This is a genomic window from Streptococcus mitis (genome assembly GCF_905187535.1).
Taxonomy (GTDB): Bacteria; Bacillota; Bacilli; order Lactobacillales; family Streptococcaceae; genus Streptococcus; species Streptococcus mitis_BS.
Window position 1 is genome coordinate 1 of the sequence record NZ_CAJJIE010000005.1, and the last position, 25,609, is coordinate 25,609.

Annotated in this window: 20 protein-coding genes, 1 tRNA gene, 1 other RNA gene and 2 pseudogenes; 21 read left to right on the forward strand and 3 right to left on the reverse strand. The window is 40.8% G+C overall.

The window, feature by feature from the left end; genetic code table 11:
• The first annotated feature begins 1 nt into the window (after position 1).
• The 15 genes from JQ841_RS02110 to JQ841_RS02180 all read left to right on the forward strand — a co-directional run bounded on the left by JQ841_RS02110 (position 2) and on the right by JQ841_RS02180 (position 15,902).
• Positions 2 to 75 (forward strand) — tRNA-Asn (locus tag JQ841_RS02110).
• A gap of 619 nt (positions 76 to 694) precedes the next feature.
• Positions 695 to 931 (forward strand): sigma(X)-activator ComW, encoded by a 237-nt coding sequence (gene comW, locus JQ841_RS02115; RefSeq protein WP_203179981.1) that lies wholly within the window; start codon positions 695 to 697, stop codon positions 929 to 931.
• 230 nt (positions 932 to 1,161) lie between these two features.
• Complete coding sequence (locus tag JQ841_RS02120; RefSeq protein ID WP_001832534.1) at positions 1,162 to 2,448, forward strand: adenylosuccinate synthase; 1,287 nt, start codon at positions 1,162 to 1,164, stop codon at positions 2,446 to 2,448.
• A gap of 199 nt (positions 2,449 to 2,647) precedes the next feature.
• Positions 2,648 to 3,115, forward strand: coding sequence for a tRNA adenosine(34) deaminase TadA (gene tadA / locus JQ841_RS02125; RefSeq protein WP_203179982.1), 468 nt, complete (start codon positions 2,648 to 2,650; stop codon positions 3,113 to 3,115).
• Between the two features lie 32 nt (positions 3,116 to 3,147).
• Positions 3,148 to 3,245, forward strand: an RNA gene (gene ffs / locus JQ841_RS02130) — signal recognition particle sRNA small type.
• Positions 3,246 to 3,301: 56 nt separating this feature from the next.
• Complete coding sequence (locus tag JQ841_RS02135; RefSeq protein ID WP_000701987.1) at positions 3,302 to 3,745, forward strand: dUTP diphosphatase; 444 nt, start codon at positions 3,302 to 3,304, stop codon at positions 3,743 to 3,745.
• Positions 3,696 to 4,262, forward strand: a complete 567-nt coding sequence (locus tag JQ841_RS02140) for a histidine phosphatase family protein (RefSeq protein WP_203179983.1) — start codon at positions 3,696 to 3,698, stop codon at positions 4,260 to 4,262. Before JQ841_RS02135 ends, JQ841_RS02140 begins: the two co-directional genes overlap by 50 nt.
• A 13-nt stretch (positions 4,263 to 4,275) precedes the next feature.
• Complete coding sequence (radA, locus tag JQ841_RS02145; protein WP_238395583.1) at positions 4,276 to 5,637, forward strand: DNA repair protein RadA; 1,362 nt, start codon at positions 4,276 to 4,278, stop codon at positions 5,635 to 5,637.
• A gap of 72 nt (positions 5,638 to 5,709) precedes the next feature.
• A complete protein-coding gene (locus tag JQ841_RS02150) occupies positions 5,710 to 6,207 on the forward strand; it encodes a beta-class carbonic anhydrase (RefSeq protein ID WP_004237611.1) in 498 nt (165 codons plus the stop codon).
• Between the two features lie 24 nt (positions 6,208 to 6,231).
• Complete coding sequence (locus JQ841_RS02155) at positions 6,232 to 7,047, forward strand: PrsW family intramembrane metalloprotease (RefSeq protein ID WP_203179984.1); 816 nt, start codon at positions 6,232 to 6,234, stop codon at positions 7,045 to 7,047.
• A 145-nt stretch (positions 7,048 to 7,192) separates the two neighbouring features.
• The gene (locus JQ841_RS02160) at positions 7,193 to 8,161 is read left to right on the forward strand and encodes a ribose-phosphate diphosphokinase (protein ID WP_000010158.1); all 969 of its coding nucleotides are present in this window, start codon (positions 7,193 to 7,195) and stop codon (positions 8,159 to 8,161) included.
• Between the two features lie 224 nt (positions 8,162 to 8,385).
• The gene (locus tag JQ841_RS02165; RefSeq protein WP_203179985.1) at positions 8,386 to 9,249 is read left to right on the forward strand and encodes an Rpn family recombination-promoting nuclease/putative transposase; all 864 of its coding nucleotides are present in this window, start codon (positions 8,386 to 8,388) and stop codon (positions 9,247 to 9,249) included.
• A gap of 373 nt (positions 9,250 to 9,622) precedes the next feature.
• Positions 9,623 to 10,642: an Ig-like domain-containing protein gene (locus JQ841_RS02170; protein ID WP_203179986.1), complete on the forward strand. Its 1,020-nt coding sequence runs from the start codon at positions 9,623 to 9,625 to the stop codon at positions 10,640 to 10,642.
• A 261-nt stretch (positions 10,643 to 10,903) separates the two neighbouring features.
• Positions 10,904 to 12,247 (forward strand): N-acetylmuramoyl-L-alanine amidase family protein, encoded by a 1,344-nt coding sequence (locus JQ841_RS02175; RefSeq protein ID WP_203179987.1) that lies wholly within the window; start codon positions 10,904 to 10,906, stop codon positions 12,245 to 12,247.
• A 211-nt stretch (positions 12,248 to 12,458) separates the two neighbouring features.
• Positions 12,459 to 15,902 (forward strand): SIALI-17 repeat-containing surface protein, encoded by a 3,444-nt coding sequence (locus JQ841_RS02180; RefSeq protein ID WP_203179988.1) that lies wholly within the window; start codon positions 12,459 to 12,461, stop codon positions 15,900 to 15,902.
• A 138-nt stretch (positions 15,903 to 16,040) separates the two neighbouring features.
• Here JQ841_RS02180 and JQ841_RS02185 read toward each other — a convergent pair.
• Both JQ841_RS02185 and JQ841_RS02190 read right to left on the reverse strand, forming a co-directional pair.
• Positions 16,041 to 16,439 (reverse strand): annotated as a pseudogene (locus tag JQ841_RS02185) (Rpn family recombination-promoting nuclease/putative transposase); the annotation flags it as partial.
• Between the two features lie 14 nt (positions 16,440 to 16,453).
• A pseudogene (locus JQ841_RS02190) lies at positions 16,454 to 17,354 on the reverse strand (Rpn family recombination-promoting nuclease/putative transposase).
• A 147-nt stretch (positions 17,355 to 17,501) separates the two neighbouring features.
• Between JQ841_RS02190 and polA the strand changes: the two are divergent.
• Together polA and JQ841_RS02200 are read left to right on the forward strand one after the other, a co-directional pair.
• On the forward strand, positions 17,502 to 20,135 hold the full coding sequence (polA, locus tag JQ841_RS02195; protein WP_203179990.1) for a DNA polymerase I: 2,634 nt from the start codon (positions 17,502 to 17,504) through the stop codon (positions 20,133 to 20,135).
• A gap of 84 nt (positions 20,136 to 20,219) precedes the next feature.
• Positions 20,220 to 20,657 carry a CoA-binding protein gene (locus JQ841_RS02200; RefSeq protein WP_203179991.1) on the forward strand — a complete coding sequence of 146 codons (438 nt, stop codon included), beginning with the start codon at positions 20,220 to 20,222 and terminating at the stop codon, positions 20,655 to 20,657.
• A gap of 175 nt (positions 20,658 to 20,832) precedes the next feature.
• On the opposite strand, the gene JQ841_RS02205 is transcribed toward JQ841_RS02200, so the two are convergent.
• Positions 20,833 to 21,843: a YeiH family protein gene (locus JQ841_RS02205; RefSeq protein WP_203179992.1), complete on the reverse strand. Its 1,011-nt coding sequence runs from the start codon at positions 21,841 to 21,843 to the stop codon at positions 20,833 to 20,835.
• 479 nt (positions 21,844 to 22,322) lie between these two features.
• On the opposite strand from JQ841_RS02205, the gene JQ841_RS02210 reads away from it, so the two are divergent.
• From JQ841_RS02210 to JQ841_RS02225, 4 genes are read left to right on the forward strand one after another with little or no spacing between them, the layout of a single operon-like run.
• Positions 22,323 to 23,492: a pyridoxal phosphate-dependent aminotransferase gene (locus JQ841_RS02210; RefSeq protein ID WP_064275761.1), complete on the forward strand. Its 1,170-nt coding sequence runs from the start codon at positions 22,323 to 22,325 to the stop codon at positions 23,490 to 23,492.
• Positions 23,489 to 24,259, forward strand: coding sequence for a DNA repair protein RecO (recO, locus tag JQ841_RS02215; protein WP_203179993.1), 771 nt, complete (start codon positions 23,489 to 23,491; stop codon positions 24,257 to 24,259). Before JQ841_RS02210 ends, recO begins: the two co-directional genes overlap by 4 nt.
• A complete protein-coding gene (gene plsX / locus JQ841_RS02220) occupies positions 24,256 to 25,248 on the forward strand; it encodes a phosphate acyltransferase PlsX (protein WP_203179994.1) in 993 nt (330 codons plus the stop codon). The genes recO and plsX overlap by 4 nt, the downstream gene beginning before the upstream one ends.
• Before the next feature lie 5 nt (positions 25,249 to 25,253).
• On the forward strand, positions 25,254 to 25,487 hold the full coding sequence (locus JQ841_RS02225) for an acyl carrier protein (protein WP_203179995.1): 234 nt from the start codon (positions 25,254 to 25,256) through the stop codon (positions 25,485 to 25,487).
• Positions 25,488 to 25,609 lie beyond the last annotated feature (122 nt).

Genomic DNA, 25,609 nt, shown 5'->3' on the forward strand with positions numbered 1-25,609 from the left:
ATCCGCCATAGCTCAGTTGGTAGTAGCGCATGACTGTTAATCATGATGTCGTAGGTTCGAGTCCTACTGGCGGAGTAGTTAATTAAGAGAGGCTTAGTCCTCTTTTTTTATTATGTAATTTATAATCTATCTAGAGTCATTAGACTTCCACAAATGATGCCTCATAATCCAGTTTAGCCATGTAATGGTTCCATATGATTCTTTCTAATGAGTTGTTTAGTCGCTTTTCATTATAGATATTATGGAACTTTTTTTCTACAACAAAATAGGCTCCATAATATCCATAGGGGATTTACCCACTACAAATATTATAGAGACTATTTTTTTGGTGAGAAAGGTTTAATCGACCTCCATTTTCGATCAATGATAGTACTTAAAGTGACGTTTCTAAGAAGGATTCTGGTAGGTATACCATTTCTTTAAAGGTATTGTGGTATCCCTATTAACAAAATTCATAATGAAGTGGCTAAAGGCGTAGGACTGTAAATCCGCTTCTTCTAGTTCGGAGGTTCGAATCCCATTCTTTCCATTAATTTAGTTTTTAAAATTTAGGTAGTAGATTTCTTACTATTCTGTCAACTTTTCCTATTTGTTATCTTTTTGAGGTTGGTATTTGAGCAATTCAGGATTTTATAATAACTGTTTATAATTTTTTGTTAGAATAAGGTCATAAAAAGAAAAGGAGTATATATTTATGCTACAAAGTATTTATGATCAGATGATGGATTTTTATAAAAGTATAGAAGAAGAGTATGTTACTTTCTTCGGAGATCATTTTGACTGGGAAAATTTTCATTTTAAATTTTTGATTTATTATCTTGTCCGATATCGTATTGTGAGTCATCGGGATTTTATTGTTTACCATTATCGTGTTGCTTATCGTTTGTATCTTGAAAAATTGATAATGAAACAAGGTTTTGTTGCTTGTTGAGACAGTGTGAGTTAATTTCCGAACAAATTTGTTATTTTATGGAAAGATAATAATAAATAGCTGGTTATTTTTCTAAATCATTTTTTAATAGTTGGAAATAGCAAATCTTTCTATTGTTTCTTCTTGATAAAAAGGCGATTTTTTCTTATAATAAATTGTAAGATATAATTGCAGGTGAGAGTCCTGCCATGTATGTGAGAAAGGAAGAGCCTGAGGGCTCAGACAAGATTATGACTTCAGTTGTTGTTGTAGGTACCCAATGGGGTGATGAAGGTAAAGGGAAGATTACAGATTTCCTTTCAGCGAATGCAGAAGTGATTGCGCGTTACCAAGGTGGTGATAATGCAGGTCACACGATTGTGATTGATGGTAAGAAGTTTAAATTGCACTTGATTCCATCTGGGATTTTCTTCCCTGAAAAAATCTCTGTTATTGGGAATGGTATGGTTGTAAATCCTAAATCTCTTGTAAAAGAGTTGAGCTATCTTCATGAGGAGGGTGTGACAACTGATAACTTGCGTATTTCTGATAGAGCGCATGTTATTTTGCCTTATCATATCGAGTTAGACCGTTTGCAAGAAGAAGCTAAGGGCGACAATAAGATTGGGACTACAATCAAGGGAATTGGTCCAGCTTATATGGACAAGGCTGCTCGTGTTGGGATTCGTATCGCAGATCTTTTGGATAAAGATATTTTCCGTGAGCGTTTAGAACGTAACCTTGCTGAAAAGAATCGTCTTTTTGAAAAATTGTATGACAGTAAAGCGATTGCTTTCGATGATATTTTTGAAGAGTATTACGAATATGGTCAACAAATCAAGAAATATGTGACAGACACATCTGTCATTTTGAATGATGCGCTTGATAATGGTAAGCGTGTACTTTTTGAAGGTGCACAAGGTGTTATGCTAGATATCGACCAAGGTACGTATCCATTTGTTACGTCATCAAACCCTGTGGCTGGTGGTGTTACAATTGGTTCTGGTGTTGGTCCGAGTAAGATTGACAAGGTTGTAGGTGTATGTAAAGCCTATACGAGTCGTGTTGGAGACGGTCCTTTCCCAACTGAGTTGTTTGATGAAGTGGGAGAACGTATCCGTGAAGTGGGTCATGAATATGGTACAACAACTGGTCGTCCACGTCGTGTGGGATGGTTTGATTCAGTTGTGATGCGCCATAGCCGTCGCGTTTCTGGTATTACTAACCTTTCATTGAACTCTATCGATGTTTTGAGTGGTTTAGATACTGTGAAAATCTGTGTGGCCTATGATCTTGATGGTCAACGTATTGACTACTATCCAGCTAGTCTTGAGCAATTGAAACGTTGCAAGCCTATCTATGAAGAGTTGCCAGGTTGGTCAGAAGATATCACTGGAGTTCGTAATTTGGAGGATCTTCCTGAGAATGCGCGTAACTATGTTCGTCGTGTGAGTGAATTGGTTGGCGTTCGTATTTCTACTTTCTCAGTAGGCCCTGGTCGTGAACAAACAAATATTTTAGAAAGTGTTTGGTCGTAAGAAAATTTTAAGATTTGTTTAAGATAGGTAGGGTATACTATAGACAGTTACAAGAAGACCTCCTAACTTGTTGTAACAAATATCCTAAACTTTTCTTTTTCATAATAATCTCCCTATAAAGTCACCGCATTCGGTGGCTTTTTTTGTGTTGGGATTCATGATATAATAATAAAATCGATAAGTAGGAAAAGAGAAACGGATGAATTATACAGTTGAAGAAAAGGAAAGCTTCATGAGGGAGGCTTTGAAAGAGGCTGAGATTGCTCTTGAACACGATGAAATTCCAATTGGTTGTGTGATTGTCAAGGACGGAGAAATCATTGGTCGTGGGCATAATGCGCGTGAGGAGTTGCAACGAGCGGTTATGCATGCGGAAATTATGGCCATCGAGAATGCGAACTTGAGTGAAGAAAGTTGGCGATTGCTGGATTGCACGCTTTTTGTGACCATTGAGCCTTGTGTCATGTGTAGTGGGGCGATTGGGCTTGCCCGTATTCCAAACGTGGTCTATGGAGCTAAAAACCAGAAATTTGGCGCTGCTGGGAGTTTGTATGATATCTTGACAGATGAGCGTCTCAATCATCGTGTGGAAGTTGAAACGGGAATTTTGGAAGATGAATGTGCAGCTATTATGCAGGATTTTTTTAGAAATAGACGGAAAAAATAATTTTGCTTTTAAAATGAATAGGAATGTGATATAATAAATAGTGGAGCAACAGTTCTGCGTGAAGCGGGTCAGGGGAGGAATCCAGCAGCCCTAAGCGATTTGAATTGTGTGCTCTTTTTTTCGTGCTTTTTCCGAATAAATAAGATAGAATAATCTAGAATAAATGATAATAGAAAAGAGAAGATGATGAAAATTCGTGGTTTTGAATTAGTTTCTAGTTTTACAGATGAAAATTTATTGCCCAAGCGCGAGACAGCGCATGCGGCTGGTTACGACTTAAAGGTTGCTGTGCGTACGGTTATTGCGCCAGGAGAGATTGTCTTGGTTCCGACAGGAGTTAAGGCTTATATGCAACCGACTGAGGTTCTTTACCTTTATGATCGTTCTTCAAACCCTCGTAAGAAGGGCTTGGTTTTAATTAATTCAGTTGGGGTCATTGATGGGGATTATTATGGAAATCCTGGGAATGAAGGGCATATTTTTGCTCAGATGAAGAATATCACAGACCAAGAGGTTGTTCTTGAAGTTGGGGAACGTGTGGTCCAGGCTGTCTTTGCTCCTTTCTTAATTGCAGATGGAGATGCGGCAGACGGCGTGCGGACTGGTGGATTTGGATCGACTGGGCACTAGAATGAAGATTATCTTTGTGCGTCACGGGGAGCCAGATTATCGTGAGTTAGAGGAGCGTTCTTATACGGGATTTGGGGTAGATTTGGCGCCCTTGTCTGAGAAGGGACGGCAGCAAGCTCAGGAACTGAGCAAAAATCTCTTGCTTCCTTCAGCTGAAATAATCGTATCTTCTGCAGTCACAAGATCTTTAGAAACGGCTTCTTATGTGGCTTGTGTTACTGGACTTCCTTTGAGAGTGGAGCCATTATTGCATGAATGGCAGGTCTATGAAAGTGGCACAGATAATTTTGAAAAAGCTCGTACTATGTTTCTAGAAAATAATGGGGAGTTACTTCCTAATAGTTTTATTCAATATGAGACAGCTGCGAAGATGAAGTCTCGTTTTCTAGAATGCATGGCTAAGTATCGAGATTACCAGACCGTGATAGTGGTAACTCACAACATGCTCATGCGTCAGTTTGTGCCAAATGAGAAGATTGATTTTTGCCAAGTGATTGAGTGTGAGTTAGAGATATAGAAAGAGGTTTATCATCGCAAAGAAAAAAGCGACATTTGTATGTCAAAATTGTGGGTATAATTCCCCTAAATATCTGGGACGATGTCCTAACTGTGGGTCTTGGTCTTCCTTTGTAGAAGAGGTTGAGGTTGCCGAGGTCAAAAATGCGCGTGTGTCCTTGACAGGTGAGAAAACCAAGCCCATGAAACTGGCTGAAGTGACCTCCATCAATGTTAATCGAACCAAGACGGACATGGAGGAATTCAACCGTGTACTTGGAGGCGGAGTGGTACCAGGAAGTCTCGTCCTAATCGGTGGGGATCCTGGAATCGGGAAATCGACTCTTCTTCTACAAGTCTCAACCCAGTTGTCTCAAGTGGGGACAGTTCTCTATGTCAGTGGGGAGGAGTCTGCCCAGCAAATCAAGTTGCGAGCGGAACGCTTGGGAGATATTGATAGCGAGTTTTATCTCTATGCAGAGACCAATATGCAGAGTGTTCGAACTGAGGTGGAGCGCATCCAACCAGACTTCCTCATTATTGACTCTATCCAGACCATTATGTCTCCTGAGATTTCAGGGGTGCAGGGGTCTGTTTCTCAAGTGCGTGAGGTGACGGCTGAACTTATGCAGCTGGCCAAAACCAATAACATTGCCATCTTTATCGTAGGTCATGTGACCAAGGAAGGAACCTTGGCTGGTCCTCGTATGTTGGAGCATATGGTGGATACGGTGCTTTACTTTGAAGGGGAGCGCCACCATACCTTCCGTATTTTAAGAGCGGTCAAAAACCGTTTTGGCTCCACTAATGAGATTGGGATTTTTGAGATGCAGTCGGGCGGATTGGTTGAGGTCCTCAATCCGAGTCAAGTTTTCCTAGAGGAGCGTTTGGACGGTGCAACTGGTTCATCAATTGTTGTGACCATGGAGGGGACGCGTCCGATTTTGGCGGAGGTTCAGGCTTTGGTGACACCGACCATGTTTGGAAATGCTAAGCGTACGACGACAGGACTTGATTTTAATCGTGCGAGTCTGATTATGGCTGTTTTGGAAAAGCGTGCAGGACTTCTTTTACAAAATCAAGACGCTTATCTCAAATCTGCTGGCGGTGTTAAATTGGATGAACCTGCCATTGACTTGGCTGTTGCAGTTGCCATTGCTTCGAGCTACAAAGACAAGCCAACCAATCCTCAGGAATGTTTTGTGGGAGAACTGGGCTTGACAGGAGAGATTCGGCGTGTGAATCGTATCGAACAACGTATCAATGAAGCTTCTAAACTGGGCTTTACTAAGATTTATGTACCCAAGAATTCCTTGACAGGAATCACTCCGCCTAAGGAAATCCAGGTTATTGGCGTGACAACGATTCAGGAAGTTTTGAAAAAGGTATTTGCATAATCCGTGACAAATCCTCTTAAAAATGATAAGATAGGAGAAATATTTGACTATCAAATTTTCGAGGAGGGAATCGTGTCGTATTTTGAACAGTTTATGCAAGCCAATCAGGCTTATGTTGCCCTACATGGGCAGTTAAATCTGCCACTTAAACCCAAAACCAGAGTAGCAATTGTGACCTGTATGGACTCACGTTTGCACGTTGCGCAAGCTCTGGGCTTGGCGCTTGGAGATGCTCATATCTTGCGGAATGCAGGTGGTCGAGTGACAGAAGACATGATTCGTTCGCTGGTGATTTCCCAGCAACAAATGGGGACAAGAGAGATTGTGGTATTGCACCATACAGACTGTGGTGCTCAGACTTTTGAAAATGGTCCTTTTCAGGAGTATCTGAAAGAGGAACTAGGTGTCGATGTGTCAGACCAGGACTTTTTGCCTTTCCAAGATATAGAGGAGAGTGTTCGAGAGGATATGCAACTTCTTATCGAATCTCCCCTAATACCAGACGATGTTATTATCTCTGGTGCTATTTACGATGTGGATACAGGAAGTATGACAGTCGTAGAATTGTAAAAAATTCATTTAGAAAGAAAGTGTATGAAGAAAAACAGTATTTTATTTATTTTTATTTTATTGCTATGTATTGGTTTACAGTATGAAACCATCTACTATACGGATGGTTCGATGTCAGGTGCGGAATATGGACTGATGGGAGTTTCTATCTTTCTAGCTCTCTTTTACATGATTCCGGCTCTTTATTTCCTTTTCCGTATTGGGAAAAAATGGGAATTACCAAAGAAAGCCTTGATTTTGTCTTTATTGGGTGGGATGTTCCTTTCAGGCTGGTTATCTAGCTTTGCTAATACCTATATCCATGATTTGCTGGGGATTATTTTCCCAGATAGTGCATTTTTAAATGCCTTTGAAAGTGCTATTGTGGCTCCTTTGGTAGAAGAACCCTTGAAATTATTGCCACTTGTCTTTGTTTTAGCTTTGATTCCTGTGCGAAAATTAAAATCTTTGTTTTTACTAGGGATTGCTTCTGGTTTGGGATTCCAAATGATTGAGGATATTGGCTACATTCGTACGGATTTGCCAGAGGGATTTGACTTTACTATTTCGAGAATTTTAGAGCGTATTATCTCAGGTATTGCCTCTCACTGGACTTTTTCAGGTCTAGCTGTAGTAGGTGTTTACTTGGTTTACAGAGCCTATAAAGGGCAGAAGGTTGACAAGAAACAGGGGCTTATTTTCCTAGGTTTAGCCTTAGGAACTCACTTCTTGTTTAATTCTCCTTTTGTAGAATTAGAGACAGAGTTGCCATTAGCGATTCCAGTGGTTACGGCTATTACTCTCTATGGTTTTTATCAGGCTTATCACTTTGTTGAGAAGCACAATGAGTTGATGAACTAGAATATTTTTCAAAAGAATGATGCAAGGGTACAAATATGCTGCCCTTCTTTTATTTTTGATTGAAAAATAGTGCAAAAAACGCTACAATGGTAGATGGAAAAATCTTGTGAAAAGCACAAGCGATACATATATACCGGAGGAAATCATGTCTTTTTCTGATTTAAAGCTGTTTGCCCTTTCTTCTAATAAAGAATTGGCAGAACGTGTGGCGCAGGAGATTGGGATAGAGTTGGGGAAATCAAGTGTTCGCCAATTTTCAGATGGAGAGATTCAGGTCAACATCGAAGAATCAATCCGTGGGAAACACGTCTTTATCCTACAATCAACTAGTTCGCCTGTAAATGATAATCTGCTTGAAATTTTGATTATGGTTGATGCTTTGAAGCGTGCGAGTGCAGAATCTGTCAATGTTGTCATGCCTTACTATGGGTATGCACGTCAGGATAGAAAGGCGAGAGCGCGTGAGCCAATCACTTCAAAACTTGTCGCAAATATGCTTGAAGTAGCTGGAGTGGATCGTTTATTGACCATCGACTTACATGCTGCGCAGATTCAAGGATTCTTTGATATTCCTGTGGATCACTTGATGGGAGCTCCTCTGATTGCGGATTATTTTGAGCGTCGTGGCATGGTTGGTTCTGACTATGTGGTTGTCAGCCCAGACCATGGAGGGGTGACTCGTGCTCGTAAGTTGGCAGAATTTTTGAAAACATCTATCGCTATCATTGATAAACGTCGTAGCGTTGATAAGATGAATACTAGTGAAGTCATGAACATCATCGGTAAGGTCGAAGGCAAGACTTGTATCTTGATTGATGATATGATTGATACTGCTGGAACGATTTGTCACGCGGCAGATGCCCTTGCGGAAGCTGGTGCTGTTGAAGTCTATGCAAGCTGTACGCACCCAGTTCTTTCCGGTCCTGCTATGGACAATATCCAAAAATCAGCTATTAAGAAATTGGTTGTTTTGGATACTATCTACCTGCCAGAAGAGCGTTTGATTGATAAGATTGAGCAGATTTCAATCGCTCATCTACTAGGAGATGCTATCGTGCGTATCCATGAAAAACGCCCACTTTCTCCACTTTTCAGTATTGAGAAAAAGATTTAATGACCAAGCCTGAGATGATTCTCAGGTTTTTTTCATCTCTTTTCCGAATAAATAGATAGAGTCAGTGAATCTAGTAAAACTAGATTTAATACTCTTCGAAAATCAAATTCAAACCACGTCAACGTCGCCTTGCCGTACTCAAGTACAGCCTGCGGCTAGTTTCCTAGTTTGCTCTTTGATTTTCATTGAGTATAAGACTATGGTATAATAAAAGGAGGAAAAGGATGATTCTAAGACATCCGGGCATTAGCCCGACCAATGATTTGGTTGCTAAGAAAATCTTTAGCAATCCAGAAATCACTTGTCAATTTATTCGCGATATGCTGGATTTACCGGCCAAAAATGTGACCATTTTGGAAGGAAGCAATATTCACGTCTTGCCTTCCATGCCCTACTCGGCGCAGGATTTCTATACCAGTATAGACGTTTTGGCGGAGTTGGACAATGGCACTCAAGTAATTATTGAGATTCAAGTCCACCATCAGAATTTTTTCATTAATCGCCTGTGGGCTTATTTGTGCAGTCAGGTCAATCAGAATCTTGAAAAAGTTCGCCAGCAAGAAGGAAATACTCACCAGAGTTACAAACACATCGCACCAGTATACGCTATCGCAATTGTGGATAGCAATTACTTCCAAGATGATTTAGCATTTCACAGTTTTAGTATGCGCGAGGACACGACAGGTGAGGCCTTAACCATCACAAACAATGGACAGGAAAACCATCTGGTCAAGATGGCGTTCTTGGAATTAAAAAAATATAAAGAAACCAGCAAAGACAAGGTTCGCAAGCCGTGGTTGGAGTTTTTCGGGAACAAACCCTTTACCCAAGAACCCGAGCGAGCCATTAGCCAGGCAGACCAACTGCTAGACTACAAGAGCTGGTCTGAGGAGGACAGGAAGATGTTTAGTCAACTACGTATGCGCGAAGAACAAGCCTTGTTGGCACAGGACTATGCCTTGGAAACAGCTAGGGAAGAAGGGAAACTTTTTGCCTTTCTGGATATGGTCCGCCAAGGTCTTCTGACACCTGAGGTTGCCAGCCAGCAGTTGGGCATGAGCGTCGCTGAGTTTGAGGCTTTGCTATAAGGTCACATTTTAAATAGTAGAAAGTTTATGAAATGGCAAGTTCTTATCCAAATACTTGCCGTTTTTACTTGACTTTTACAAGGGTTTGTAAGATAATACCAAGGAAGTAAGTTCTGTCTAACTATCTATATAGTTTAGATATAAAAGATATCATCTGAGGGATGAGTAGTTGCGAAATGTCAACTTGGAGGCTAGAGTATTTCAGGGGGAATTTTTTCGCGAGTTAGTTTTTTTCTCCTTTTTTCGAGGAAATAGGTAAAAAGTTTAAAAAACATAAGAAAACTCTTGACAAATCCTGCAAATATTTATATACTGTATGGTAGTAAGATAGTCTTACGAAAAATATATAATGAAAAACAAAGGAGATAAAACGATGAAAAAAGTTTTATTGACAAGCGCAGTCGCTCTTGCAGCATTTGGTGCTGTTCAAGCTGTTTCAGCTAACACTGTAACTCTTAAACCTGGTATGGTAGATCCAGCAACAGGTAAACTAGTGACAGACGCAGGTTCGAACAATGGGCAAAACACTGCTACAGATAAAGATGTATTTCAAAATGGTAAATTAGTAAATAACTTACCTGGATACAGCCGTTTTGGTAATTTTGATATTAAAACTGCATCAGTTACTCCAGTTGCTGAAGTAAAAGCCAAAGGTGAGCACTATGTTCGTGTAAACGTTGTAGATGCTAAAGGAAACCCAATCCCAGGTGTAGCTATTGATTTTGCAGTTAAGACTGATAAAGGTGTTGTATATGTAACAGTTACTACAGATGAAGCAGGATCAGCTATCGTTACAAAAACAGCTAAAGTTAAAGCTGATGAAAATGGAACTGAAGTAGACGCTGAACTCCCAGTAAGTTTCGCTGAAGGAACAGTAGTAAAATATCGTCTAGTTAAATCTCATGCTACAGATGGTAAAGATGTAGAATTTGTAGGTGAATTCAAAGTTTCTGGTGATTTGTATACTAATGCAAATATCGTTATCAATGAAGTTCGTCATACAGATGTAACATTCCAAGGACAATCTGCTACAGGATGGCGTAAAGATGCTAAAGGTCAATGGTCTTACTTGAAAGATGCTAAAGGAACTAAAGCAACTGGTTGGCTTAAAGATAACGGAACTTGGTACTACTTGAACGCTGAAGGCGTAATGCAAACAGGTTGGGTTAAAGACAACGGTACTTGGTACTACCTAGATGGTTCAGGTGCAATGCAAACTGGTTGGAAATATGTAGGTGGTCAATGGTACTACCTAGATGGTTCAGGTGCAATGCAAACTGGTTGGAAATATGTAGGTGGCCACTGGTACTACCTAAGTGGTTCAGGTGCATTACTTGTAAACACAACTACTCCTGACGGCTACAAAGTTAACGGAAGTGGTGAATTGGTATAATACCAATATATAAACAAGACTAGGAGATTCTTCTCCTAGTTTTTTCTTTGGCTCTTTGTCAATACTAGTGATTGGGTCATGAGGAATTGTATTAAATAAAGTGGAGATTGTGACATAAATAGAGGATGCTCTCTACTAGAGATAGTAAAGAGTTTTTTTACCTTTAAATATTTCTACACTTTTTATGTTTTTTATTGCATTAATTATAGAAAAGGAATATAATGAAATAAATTTAATAGGTTAATAAAGGAGGTTTTTCTCATGAAGAAAACGATTACGGGTATTTTGCTAGCAACTTCAGTGCTAGCTATAGCTGGAATTCAACCAGTGAGAGCTGCAAGTACAGGAACTAGTGCATCGTCGACAGGTGCTCAATCTACTTCATCATTTAAGGAAATTCATTTTGTGACATTCCAAAATGGTAGACCCGTTGATATCAAAGCAGCTGTTACAGGAGCGGCAACATCTGATACAAGTCATCCAGTTATTGATAACTATATGTATACTACTAGTAGAGTAGAAGATGGTATTCTTTACCATATGTATGCGCCTACTAGTACTTCAGGTAATACAAGCAACGCCTCTCAAACAAACCCATATCGTAGAGATAATAATCAAAATAATGGTAGTGCTAATAATGGGGGAAGTAGTAACCAAACTAATGGAACTAATGCCAACCAAAACAATAGTGCCACTACTAACAATAGTACAAGTAGTGGTCAGTTTAAAGCAGAGGGTGGAAAAGTCTACTATATTAAGGATGGCAAAAAAGTTACTGGTTGGCAAAAGATTAATGGTAAGACATACTACTTTGAAACTGATGGAGTAATGAAAAAAGGCTTACTAACCTTAGGGGATAAACAATACTATCTGAATGAAAAAGATGGATTCAAACAGTTAGGATTGGTAAAAGTTGCTGATAAGACCTATTATTTCGTTGAAAATGGTGAGAAGAAAACTGGATTTATCAAAATAGATGAAAAAACATATTATCTAAAAGATGGTGTTCTGACACCCAATATTGTTGTGATTGATGGTAAAAAATTCTTTATTGATAATGAAGGGAACCGATCAGTTGGATGGAAGAAAATTGACGGTGACTGGTATTATTTCTCTAAAGAAGATGGAATGAAGACGGGTTGGCTGAAAGATGGTTCATGGTATTACTTGGATGAAACAGGTGTGATGAGAACTGGTTGGAAACAAGTTGATGGCAATTGGTACTATCTCAATGATTTAGGTGCCATGCAAACTGGCTGGAAATTTATAAATGGTAGTTGGTACCATTTTGATGGTTTAGGTAAGATGAGTACTAGATGGATAAAAGAAAATGATACATGGTATTATCTTGATGGCTCAGGTGCTATGCAAACCGGCTGGTTGAAACAAGGTGGTACATGGTATTATCTTGATGGCTCAGGTGCTATGAAGACTGGCTGGGCTAAAGTTGGTGGTACATGGTATTACCTTAAAGGCTCAGGTGCTATGGTAACTGGTTGGTTCCAAGTAGGTGATAAATGGTACTATGCTTATAGTTCAGGAGCTCTTGCTGTCAGCACTACAATCAATGGTTACACAGTAAATGCCAACGGTGAGTGGGTTTAAAAGTGTAAAATTTACCATAGAAAATGTAAATAATTAAAAGAAAACAAAAAGAAAGTTTATAAAATAGGCTTTCTTTTTTCTATTATGAGAGGTGTATTTGAAAATTAACATAAGTATATAATTGTACAAATAAAATAACCTATTACTTGATTATATTTTTAGAAAGCGTTATAATAAATCTAAATATGATTCTAAAAAAGGGGTTTCAAAAATGGATAAAAAGAAAATGATTTTAACTAGCTTGGCTAGTGTGGCTGTATTGGGAGCAGCATTTGCGGCATCTCAACCATCAGTCGTGAAAGCTGCAGAGGATAATGCAACTACTGCTTCAGCTCAACCAGCTGGCACAACAGATACATCAGCAACTAATTCAAATAGCACAACTAACCCTGCTGGAAATTCTGAGACAACAGAGCAACCAGCGGCTACTCAGCCAGCAGAAACTGGAGCTACTGACACTTCTAAATCAGAAGTTACAAGTCCAGAAATTAAAAAAGCTGAAGATGAAGCTAAAAAAGCTGAAGGAAAGGTTACTGAAGCTCAAGCTAAAGTAGATACAACGACTGCAGCAGCTAAAGAAGCTGATACAAAACTTGAAACTGAGAAAAAAGAAGCTACTGAAGCTGAAGCTGCAAAAACTGAAGCTGAAAAAGCTAAAACTGCAGCTGACGAAGAATTAGCTGCAGCAAAAACAAAAGCAGCAGAAGCAGATGCTAAAGCTAAAGAAGAAGCGAAGAAAGAAGAAGACGCTAAGAAAGAAGAAGCTGATTCTAAAGAAGCATTAACCGAGGCTTTAAAACAATTACCTGATGATAACGAATTACTCGACAAAAAAGCAAGAGAGGAATTGTTGAAGGCTGTTGAATCTGGTGAATTAAAAGCTGGGGATATTCTTAAAGAATTAGCAGATGATAATGAAAAAGCTGAAGCTAATAAAGAAACTGAGAAAAAATTAAGAAATAAAGACCAAGCTAATGAAGCTAACGTTGCAACAACTCCAGCTGAAGAAGCTAAATCTAAAGATCAATTACCAGAAAACATTAAAGCTGGAATTGACAAAGCTGAAAAAGCTGATGCTGCTCGTCCTGCATCTGAAAAATTACAAGACAAAGCTGATGACTTAGGTGAAAAAGTTGATACGCTTAAAGAAGAAGCTGATGCATTAAAAGCTGAAGAAGATAAAAAAGCTGAAACTCTAAAAAAACAAGAAGATACATTAAAAGAAGCTAAAGAAGCTCTTAAATCAGCTACAGATAACGGCTCTGATTCTGATATTGTTTCTTCATTAGATAAAGCTGTTAAGGCGATTGAAAAAGAGCGTGATGCTGCACAAAATGCATTTGATCAAGCTGCTTCGGATACTAAAGCTGTTGCTGATGAACTAAACAAACTTACTGATGAGTACAACAAAACTCTTGATGAAGTGAAGGCTGCTAAAGAAAAAGAAGCTAACGAGCCAGCAAAACCAGTAGAAGAAGAACCAGCTAAACCAGCAGAAAAAACAGAAGCTGAAAAAGCTGCTGAAGCAAAAGATGAAGCTGACAAAAAAGTTGCTGAATTAGAGAAAAAAGTTGCTGAAGAAGCTAAAAAAGTTGAAGAAGCTACAGCTAAAGCAGATAAAGAAGCTGCTGATGTAAAAGCTGCACAAACTAAAAAAGAAGAAGCTGATAAAGCAAAAGCTGACGCTGAAGCTGAATTAGCTAAAGCTAAAGAAGAGGCTGAAAAAGCTAAAGCTAAAGTTGAAGAACTTAAAAAAGAAGAAAAAGATAACTTAGAAGCTCTTCAAGCTGCTTTAGAGCAACTTGAAAAAGATGCAGAAGCTGAAATTAACAAAAATGCTAAAATCACTGACAAAGCTAAAGCTATCGAAGAAGCTAAAGCTGCAATTGGTAAAGACGCTTTACTAAAAGCTATCCAAGATGGTGTTATCACTGCTACACAAGCTGCTAAAGAATTAGAAGATCAAAATACGACTGCTGAAGCTACTAAAGATCAAAATCCTCAAGCAGACGAAATCGGTGCTACAAAACAAGAAGGTAAACCTTTATCTGAGCTTCCAGCTGCTGATAAAGAAAAATTAGACGCTGCTTACAACAAAGAAGCTTCTAAACCAATCGTTAAAAAACTTCAAGACATCGCTGATGATATCGCTGAAAAAATTGAAAAATTAACTAAAGTAGCTGATAAAGACAAGGCTGATGCTACTGAAAAAGCTAAAGCTGTAGAAGAAAAAAAAGCTGCATTAGATAAACAAAAAGAAACTTTAGAAAAAGCTAAAACTGCACTTGCAACAGCTAAGAAAAACAATGCTGAACAATCTATCCAAGATGGATTACAAGATGCTGTAACTAGATTAGAAGCTGCTGTTGCTTCTGCTAAAACTGCTGCAGATGAAGCTCAAGCTAAATTCGACGAAGTTAACGAAGTAGTGAAAGCTTACAAAGATGCAATCGATGAACTAACTGATGATTACAATGCAACTTTAGGTTATATCGAAAACTTAAAAGAAGTTCCTAAAGGTGAAGCACCAAAAGACTTCGCAGGTGGAGTAAATGATGATGAAGCAACTACTGAGCCTGCTAAGGAAGCGGATGAGGTTCCAACGGTTCCTAATGCTCCAGAATTCAATGGTGGGGTAAATCCTGCTGACGCCCCTACAGCTGAAGAAAAACCTGAATTCGCAGGCGGAGTGAACGATGAAGAAGCGCCTACAACACCAGCAACTCCAGAGTTTAATGGTGGTGTAAATGATGATAATGCTCCTACTCAACCTAATAATCCTGAATTCAACGGCGGAGTGAATGATACAACACCTCCAACTGAGCCAGCTAAACCAGAAGGTGAAGCTCCTAAAACAACAAAACCAGAATCTTCAAATGGTGATGCTCTTGTGCAACCCGAACTTCCTGAATTTGGTGCAAACAATCCGGAAATCAAAAAAATCTTAGACGAAATTGCTAAAGTAAAAGAGCAAATTAAAGACAGTGAAGAAAATGAAGGTGTTGAAGATTACTATAAAGATGGATTAAAAGATCGTTTATCAGATTTAGAAGATGCGTTTGATATTTTAACTAAGAATCTTCCTGCAGTAAATGAAGTACCAGAATTTAATGAACCATTGACAGGGCATTTTGATATTGCAGATTTAGGAAATCCTAATGCTGAAGCAATAGAAGAAGGGGAAGTTGGAGAAAGTAAACCAAAAGAAATTAAAGGTTATAAATTTGTTAGAACAGTTAAAGATGGTAACGTAACTAAACATTACTACCAAAAATTAAACATTCCAGCGACACATGGTACACCAGCGGTGACACCTGGGAATCCACCGCGTGAAAATTCTAATGCTACAGCTGTAAATGAACCTGCACTTGTACCAACTACACCAGCTGCACCTGGAACAGATGCCTCAGCTACACCAACAACTCCTAGAACGGATGCTCCAGCTATGCCAACAGCTGAGACACCATCAACTCCTGCGGTTGCACCAACTGTAGCAGGTACTAACAAAGATAATACTTATCAAGCCCCAGCTGCAAAAGCAGATGATAAGAAAGAACTTCCTAACACTGGTGGTAAAGATAATGTTGCAATTGCATCATTAGGATTCCTTGGATTGCTCCTTGGTGCTCTTCCATTTGTGAAACGCAAAAACTAATTAGTTGAAGATATAAAAGAGAAGGATTATGACCTTCTCTTTTTGTGATATGGACTATAGGGAGAGTTCTATTGAAAGAAGAAAAAAGTGAACAAAACGACATTTTAGTTTTGTTCACTTTTATGTTGCTCTATAAACTTACAATAAGGCCTCAAACTCAGCTACTGTCATTCCTAATTGTTCACTAGCAAATTCGGAAGTTAAAGCATGTTGACGTACCATGTCTAAGAAGGCAAAAAGTTTCCCTTCTTCCCTTCCTTTAACTTTTCCACGCTCTAAGCCTTTTTCTTCAGCTTGTTCCAAGGCATAGTCCTGTGCTAACAAGGCTTGTTCTTCTCGCATACGTAGTTGACTAAACATTTTCCTGTCCTCCTCAGACCAGCTCTTATAGTCCAGCAGTTGGTCTGCTTGGCTGATAGCTCGCTCGAGTTGTTGGGTAAAGGGCTTGTTGCCGAAAAACTCTAACCACGGTTTGCGAATGCTATCTTTGCTGGTTTCTTTGTATTTTTTTAATTCCAAGAATGCCATCTTAACCAGCATTGGTGATAGTCTTACAACAGCGCCTCAAACTCAGCGACGGTCATGCCTAATTGTTCACTCGCAAATTCGGAAGTTAAAACATGTTGACGTACTAAATCAAGAAAGGTAAATATTTTCCCACGCTCCAGTCCCTGTTCAAGACCACGCTCTAATCCTCTTTCTTCAGCTTGTTCCAAGGCATAGTCCTGTGCTAACAAGGCTTGTTCTTCTCGCATACGTAGTTGACTAAACATTTTCCTGTCCTCCTCAGACCAGCTCTTATAGTCCAGCAGTTGGTCTGCTTGGCTGATAGCTCGCTCGGGTTGTTGGGTAAAGGGCTTATTGCCAAAAAACTCCAACCACGGTTTGCGAACCTTATCTTTGCTGGTTTCTCTGTATTTTTTTAGTTCTAAGAACGCCATCTTAACCAGATGGTTTTCTTGACCGTTGTTTGTGATTGTTAAAATCTCACCTGTCGTGTCCTCGCGCATACTAAAACTATGAAAAGCCAAATCATCTGAGAAGTAGTTGCTGTCCACAATAGCGATAGCATATACTGGTGCGATGTGTTTGTAACTCTGGTGAGTATTGCCCTCTTGCTGACGAATTTTTTCAAGGTTTTGATTGACCTGACTGCACAGGTAAGCCCACAAACGATTAATGAAAAAATTCTGATGATGAACTTGGATTTCAATGATTACTTGAGTGCCATTATCCAACTCCGCCAAGACATCTATACTGGTATAGAAATCCTGCGCTGAATAAGGCATGGAGGGTAATACGTGAATATTGCTTCCCTCCAAAATGGTCACATTTTTTGCTGGCAAGTCCAGCATATCGCGAATAAATTGAACAAGTGATTTCTGGGTTGCTAAAGATTTTCTTAGCAACCAAGTCATTGGTCGGGCTGATGCCCGGATGGCGTAATGCCATATTCTTTCTCCTTTCATTATAGCACATTTTCAAATCTAGGTTTACTGGATTCTCTAGCTCTATCTATTTATTCGGAAAAAGGATGAAAAATACTTGCTCTAGCTCTTTCCAATGGTATTTTTCCCTGCTTTCCTTTATAATGGGTGTATGGATAAGAAAAAATTATTATTGATTGATGGGTCTTCTGTTGCTTTTCGGGCGTTCTTTGCGCTCTATCAGCAGTTGGACCGTTTTAAGAATGCGGCTGGTTTGCATACCAATGCGATTTATGGCTTTCAGTTGATGTTGAGCCATTTGTTGGAGAGGATTGAGCCTAGTCATATTTTGGTTGCTTTTGATGCAGGAAAGACGACCTTCCGTACCGAGATGTATGCGGACTATAAGGGTGGCCGGGCTAAGACTCCGGATGAGTTTCGTGAGCAATTTCCCTTCATTCGTGAGTTGCTGGATCATATGGGGATTCGTCACTATGAGTTGGCTCAGTATGAGGCGGATGACATTATTGGGACACTAGATAAATTAGCTGAGCAAGATGGTTTTGATATTACCATTGTCAGTGGGGACAAGGATTTGATTCAGCTGACGGATGAGCATACGGTGGTTGAAATTTCCAAGAAAGGTGTGGCTGAGTTTGAGGCCTTTACGCCAGAATATCTTATGGAAAAGATGGGTATTACACCGATTCAGTTTATCGATCTCAAGGCGCTCATGGGTGATAAGTCGGATAATATCCCTGGGGTGACTAAAATCGGTGAAAAGACGGGTATCAAGCTCTTGCTGGAGCATGGCTCGCTTGAGGGAATTTATGAGAATATCGATGGGATGAAGGCTTCTAAGATGAAGGAAAATCTCATCAATGATAAGGAACAGGCCTTTTTGTCAAAAACACTGGCGACCATTGATACCAAGGCACCGATTGAGATTGGTTTGGAGGATTTGGTCTATAGTGGTCCAGATGTTGAAAATCTCGGGAAATTCTACGATGAGATGGGCTTCAAACAGCTCAAGCAGGCTTTAAATGTGTCGTCAGCTGATGTGGCTGAGAGCTTGGATTTCACTATTGTTGACCAAATCAGTCAAGATATGCTGAGTGAAGAGTCTATCTTCCATTTTGAGCTTTTTGGTGAGAATTACCATACGGATGATTTGGTTGGTTTTGCCTGGTCTTGTGGCGATAAGCTCTATGCTACAGACAAGCTTGAACTTTTGCAAGAGCCTATTTTCAAGGATTTTCTAGAAAAAACACCTCTGAGAGTTTATGATTTTAAAAAGGCCAAAGTTCTCTTACATCGTTTTGATGTGGATTTGCAGGCTCCTGCCTTTGATAGTCGCTTGGCTAAATACCTCCTTTCGACTGTGGAGGACAATGAAATTGCGACCATCGCTAGTCTTTATGGTCAGACTTACTTGGTTGATGATGAGACCTTCTACGGTAAGGGTGTCAAGAAGGCCCTTCCTGAATGTGAGAAATTCTTGGAGCACTTGGCTCGTAAGCTTGCTGTTTTGGTCGAAACAGAGCCTGTTTTGCTTGAAAAACTCAGCGAAAATGGGCAATTAGAGCTTCTTTATGATATGGAGCAACCTCTGGCCTTTGTACTTGCCAAGATGGAAATTGCTGGGATAACGGTCAAGAAAGAGACCTTGCTTGAGATGCAGGCTGAAAATGAGCTTGTCATTGAAAAACTGACTCAGGAGATTTATGAACTGGCTGGTGAGGAGTTTAATATCAACTCGCCTAAGCAGTTGGGCGTGCTTCTCTTTGAAAAATTGGGACTTCCTCTAGAATACACTAAGAAAACCAAGACAGGTTACTCGACAGCGGTGGATGTGTTAGAGCGTCTAGCTCCTATTGCACCGATTGTTAAGAAAATTCTCGACTACCGTCAGATTGCCAAGATTCAATCGACTTATGTGATTGGCTTGCAGGACTGGATTTTGGCTGATGGCAAGATTCATACTCGCTATGTGCAGGATTTGACCCAGACTGGGCGTTTGTCTAGTGTGGATCCAAACTTGCAAAATATTCCTGTGCGTTTGGAGCAAGGGCGTCTCATTCGGAAGGCTTTTGTGCCTGAGTGGGAGGATAGTGTCCTTCTCAGCTCGGACTATTCGCAGATTGAATTGCGTGTTTTAGCGCATATTTCTAAAGACGAGCACTTGATTAAGGCTTTCCAAGAGGGGGCAGATATCCATACCTCGACAGCCATGCGGGTCTTTGGCATTGAGCGTCCTGAGGATGTGACTGCAAACGATCGTCGCAATGCCAAGGCCGTTAACTTTGGAGTGGTTTACGGGATTTCAGACTTTGGTTTGTCTAATAATTTGGGCATCAGCCGTAAGGAGGCCAAGGCCTACATTGATACCTACTTTGAACGTTTCCCAGGTATTAAAAACTACATGGATGAAGTGGTGCGTGAGGCGCGTGATAAGGGCTATGTAGAGACTCTCTTCAAACGTCGTCGTGAGTTGCCAGATATCAATTCGCGCAACTTTAATATTCGTGGTTTTGCAGAGCGAACTGCCATCAACTCGCCTATCCAGGGTTCGGCGGCAGATATTCTCAAGATTGCCATGATTCAGCTGGATAAAGCCTTGGTTGCAGGTGGTTATCAGACTAAGATGCTTTTACAAGTGCACGATGAAATCGTCCTTGAAGTTCCTAAATCTGAACTGGCAGAGATGAAAAAATTGGTGAAACAAACCATGGAAGAAGCCATTCAACTCAGTGTTCCCCTTATCGCAGATGAAAATGAAGGGGCAACCTGGTACGAGGCTAAATAAAAAGGGGGCTAGTCCTCCTTTTTTGTAGTAGAATTCTGCAAGCCTTTTCAAAATGTGCTATACTGATGAAAAAGGAGGATTTCTATGAGTCAAGAATTTATCAATCCAAGTGATGGTGTGATTCGTCAGTATCTAGCAACGAGTAAAACTCTTGCTGTGGTGGGTTTGTCAGACCGTGAGGAAACAACTAGCAATCGAGTGACCAAGGAAATGCAGGCTCGGGGTTATAAAATCATCCCAGTCAATCCCAAGGCGGCAGGTGGTGAAATCTTGGGTGAAAAGGCTTATGCCAGCCTTGCTGATATTCCTTTTCCTGTAGATATTGTCAATGTTTACCGTCGCAGTGAGTTTTTGCCAGATGTGGCGCGTGATTTTCTCAAGGCTGATACCAAGATTTTTTGGGCGCAGCTGGGACTTGAAAGTCTAGAAGCGGAAGAAATCTTGCGTGCTGGTGGATGTGATGACATCGTGATGAATCGCTGTATCAAGAGAGAACATACACGCTTGGTTGAGGAAGCATAAGAAAAAGGTAGCTGGTGGGCTACCTTTTGTGTTATACTCAATGAAAATCAAAGAGGAAACTAGCCGCAGGCTGCTCAAAACACTGTTTTGAGGTTGTGGATAGAACTGACGAAGTCAGTAACCATACCTACGGAAAGGCGACGTTGACGTGGTTTGAAGGGATTTTCGAAGAGTGTTAGAAAATGCCGATAAGGGTCTGCATACCAAGACTGGTGAGGATGATGGCAATCCAGCAGATGGCTCCGAGGATAATGGATTTTCCACTGGATTTGACCATAGCTACTAAATTGGTTTTGAGACCGATAGCACTCATGGCCATGACAATAAGGAATTTAGAGAGTTGTTTGAGAGGGGTAAAGAAACTACTGGACACACCTAGAGAGGTGAGTAGTGTAGTGAGGAGAGAGGCAAGGATAAAGTAAAGGATAAAAAGTGGGAAGACTTTTTTCAGTTGTAGGCTTTGCTTGTTTTCTTGTTGGCGACTTTGCCAGTAGGATAGAAAGAGCGTGATAGGGATAATGGCCAAAGTACGTGTGAGTTTAACAATGGTTGCAGACTCGAGGGTATTGGTCTGGTAGAGACTATCCCAGGCGCTAGCTGTGGCGGTTACAGAGGAAGTATCATTGACTGCAGTTCCTGCAAAGAGGGCGAAGCCGTCATTGGATAGATGAAGCCAGGTGCCGAGGGTTGGAAAGATGAGCGCAGCCAAGACATTGAAGAAAAAGATAACGGAGATGGCTTGGGCTACTTCCTTTTCCTTAGCATGGATAACGGGCGCTGTTGCCGCAATGGCAGAGCCCCCACAGATAGAAGAACCTACTCCAACCAAGGTAGCCAGTTTTGTATCCAGTGCAAAGAAGCGCTGGAAGAAGTAGGCAATAATCAGAGCTATTGAGATAGTGGACAGGATGACAGGGAGTGAAGATTGCCCAACTGCGAAGACTTGCGAGATATTGAGACCAAAACCAAGCAAGATAACGGCATACTGGAGCAATTTTTTAGAACTAAAGGTCAACCCAGCATCCAGTTGTTTATAGGACGAGAGAAAGGGATGTAGGAGCATGCCTATGAAAATGGCAAAAACGGGCGCGCCAATAACAGGGAAGAATCCTCCTAAGTACCAAGATAGAATGGAAATGAGAAGGCAGGCCAAGATGCCTGCTCCATTTTTTGATAGAAATGACATAAAAACCTCCAAATAGAATCTGTTACCATTATAGACCTGTAAAGAGGAAAAGTAAAATAGAAAGTGGAGATAACAATTATTTGACAAGTAGTGCTAATTATGTAATAATAATCCTACAAGAACTGTAACGAAGTCTTGGCAAAAACAAAAATACCAGAGCTCCACCTCTGGTATTTCTTTTTGTCCAGTTACATTAAAACTAAACTCAGGTTATATTTTTTTGTCGCGCTTATCTAACCACTTTCTGACTATCCACTCAGAAATGACATTACCGGTAATAGTAATCAGTAATGGTGCTAGAATAACTGTAACGAAGATTAGCAAAAACTCACCTCCAAACTAAGTTCGTTAGTGGAGTTGCGACAAATCCATTTTAACATACTTCAATTTGTCATGCTAGCGTTATTCTATCATGTATTTTTGCGGTCGGGGGGCTTTTGTAGTATAATAGAGATACGTTTTGAAAGTAGGAGGTATCTATGGACTTAACTAAGCGCTTTAATAAACAGTTAGATAAGATTCAAGTTTCGTTGATTCGTCAGTTTGACCAGGCTATTTCGGAGATTCCTGGGGTCTTGCGTTTGACCTTGGGGGAACCTGATTTTACAACGCCAGATCATGTCAAGGATGCGGCCAAGCGAGCGATTGACCAGAACCAATCCTACTATACAGGGATGAGTGGCCTGCTGACTCTACGTCAGGCAGCCAGTGACTTTGTTAAGGAAAAGTACCAACTGGACTATGCTCCTGAAAATGAAATCTTGGTTACAATTGGGGCGACAGAGGCTTTATCTGCTACTTTGACGGCTATTTTGGAAGAGGGAGACAAGGTGCTCTTGCCAGCTCCTGCTTATCCGGGTTATGAACCAATTGTCAATCTAGTTGGGGCAGAGATTGTCGAGATTGACACAACTGAAAATGGTTTTGTCTTGACACCAGAAATGCTAGAGAAAGCTATTTTGGAGCAGGGTGACAAGCTCAAGGCGGTTATTCTCAACTATCCAGCTAATCCGACAGGAATTACCTACAGTCGGGAGCAGTTGGAAGCTTTGGCAGCTGTTTTACGCAAGTACGAGATTTTCGTTGTCTGTGATGAGGTTTACTCAGAATTGACCTACACAGGCGAAGCCCATGTATCTTTGGGAACCATGTTGAGAGACCAGGCTATTATTATCAATGGTTTGTCTAAATCGCATGCTATGACAGGTTGGCGTTTGGGTCTGATTTTTGCTCCTGCAGCTTTCACAGCCCAGTTGATTAAGAGCCACCAGTACTTGGTCACTGCTGCAAATACCATGGCCCAACATGCTGCGGTAGAAGCCTTGACGGCTGGTAAAAACGATGCGGAGCCTATGAAGAAGGAATACATCCAGCGTCGAGATTATATTATTGAGAAAATGACTGCTCTTGGTTTTGAGATTATCAAACCAGACGGTGCCTTCTATATCTTTGCTAAGATTCCAGCGGGCTACAATCAAGACTCCTTTGCTTTTCTGAAGGATTTTGCTCAGAAGAAGGCCGTTGCCTTTATCCCTGGCGCCGCCTTTGGACGTTACGGGGAAGGCTATGTTCGCCTATCTTATGCAGCCAGCATGGAGACGATCAAAGAAGCCATGAAACGGCTTGAGGAGTATATGAGAGAAGCATGATTCAGTCTATCACGAGTCAAGGCTTGGTGCTCTACAATCGTAACTTTCGTGAGGATGATAAGCTAGTCAAGATTTTTACGGAGCAGGCTGGCAAGCGCATGTTTTTCGTCAAACACGCTGGGCAGTCCAAACTGGCGCCTGTTATTCAACCCTTGGTGCTGGCACGATTTCTCTTGCGAATCAATGATGACGGGCTTAGCTATATCGAGGACTATCATGAGGTCATGACCTTTCCCAAGATTAATAGTGATCTCTTTATCATGGCCTATGCGACCTACGTAGCAGCTCTTGCAGATGCTAGTTTGCAGGACAATCAGCAGGATGCTCCCTTGTTTGCTTTTTTGCAAAAGACTTTGGAGTTGATGGAAGCGGGCTTAGATTATCAGGTTTTGACTAATATTTTTGAAATTCAAATCTTGACTCGATTTGGGATCAGCCTCAATTTTAATGAGTGTGTCTTTTGCCATCGGGTTGGTCAGGCTTTTGACTTTTCTTTCAAATATGGAGCCTGCCTCTGTCCAGATCATTATCAGGAAGATGAGAGACGTTGCCATCTCAATCCCAATATCCCCTATCTGCTCAATCAATTTCAAGCTATTGATTTTGAGACCTTGGAGACCATTTCGCTCAAGCCTGAAATCAAGCAAGAGCTACGCCAATTTATGGATCAGCTCTACGAAGAGTACGTTGGGATTCACCTAAAATCAAAGAAATTTATTGATTCCCTGGCCGACTGGGGACAATTACTAAAAGAGGAAAACAAATGAAAAAAATCGCAGTAGATGCCATGGGGGGCGATTATGCACCTCAGGCCATCGTTGAGGGTGTCAATCAAGCCCTGGCTGACTTTTCAGATATTGAGGTTCAACTCTACGGAGATGAAAGTAAAATCAAGCAATATCTGACAGCGACAGAGCGTGTCAGCATTATCCATACGGATGAAAAGATCGATTCAGACGATGAACCTACGAGAGCTATTCGGAAGAAGAAAAATGCCAGTATGGTATTGGCAGCTAAGGCTGTCAAAGAGGGTGAAGCAGACGCTGTCCTCTCAGCTGGGAATACAGGTGCTTTGTTGGCAGCAGGATTTTTCATCGTGGGTCGTATCAAGAACATCGACCGTCCTGGGCTTATGTCGACCTTGCCGACTGTAGATGGAAAAGGTTTTGACATGCTGGACCTCGGTGCCAATGCGGAAAATACAGCTCAGCACCTCCATCAATACGCTGTTCTGGGTTCCTTCTATGCAAAAAATGTCCGTGGCATTGCGCAACCACGTGTTGGTTTGCTCAATAACGGAACAGAGAGTAGTAAGGGCGACCCGCTTCGCAAGGAAACCTATGAATTACTAGCGGCTGATGAAAGTTTGAACTTTATCGGAAACGTGGAAGCGCGTGATTTGATGAATGGCGTTGCGGATGTTGTTGTGGCAGATGGTTTCACGGGAAACGCTGTGCTCAAATCCATTGAAGGGACAGCAATGGGAATCATGGGCTTGCTCAAGACAGCTATTACAGGTGGTGGTTTTCGAGCGAAATTAGGCGCCCTCCTTCTCAAGGACAGCCTTAGAGGTTTGAAAAAACAGCTCAACTATTCAGATGTTGGTGGAGCGGTCTTGTTTGGTGTCAAGGCACCGGTTGTCAAGACTCATGGCTCAAGCGATGCCAAGGCTGTGTATAGTACGATTCGCCAGATTCGTACCATGCTAGAAACAGACGTAGTTGCCCAGACTGCGCGTGAATTTTCAGGAGAATAAAAGAGATGACAGAAAAAGAAATTTTTGACCGTATTGTGACTATTATCCAAGAGCGACAGGGAGAGGACTTTGTCGTGACAGAATCCTTGAGTCTGAAAGACGACTTGGATGCTGACTCAGTTGACTTGATGGAGTTTATCTTGACACTGGAAGATGAATTTAGCATCGAAATCAGTGATGAGGAAATTGACCAACTCCAAAGTGTAGGCGATGTGATTAAAATCATTCAAGCAAAATAAAGATAAGAAGTTCCAAGGCATTTGCTTTGGAATTTTTCTTTGGTTCCAATGACCGTTTAGGAACAGATTTAGTCTTTCTAGGGACAGGAGAGATATGAAAACAAATAAGGGATATAATGAAA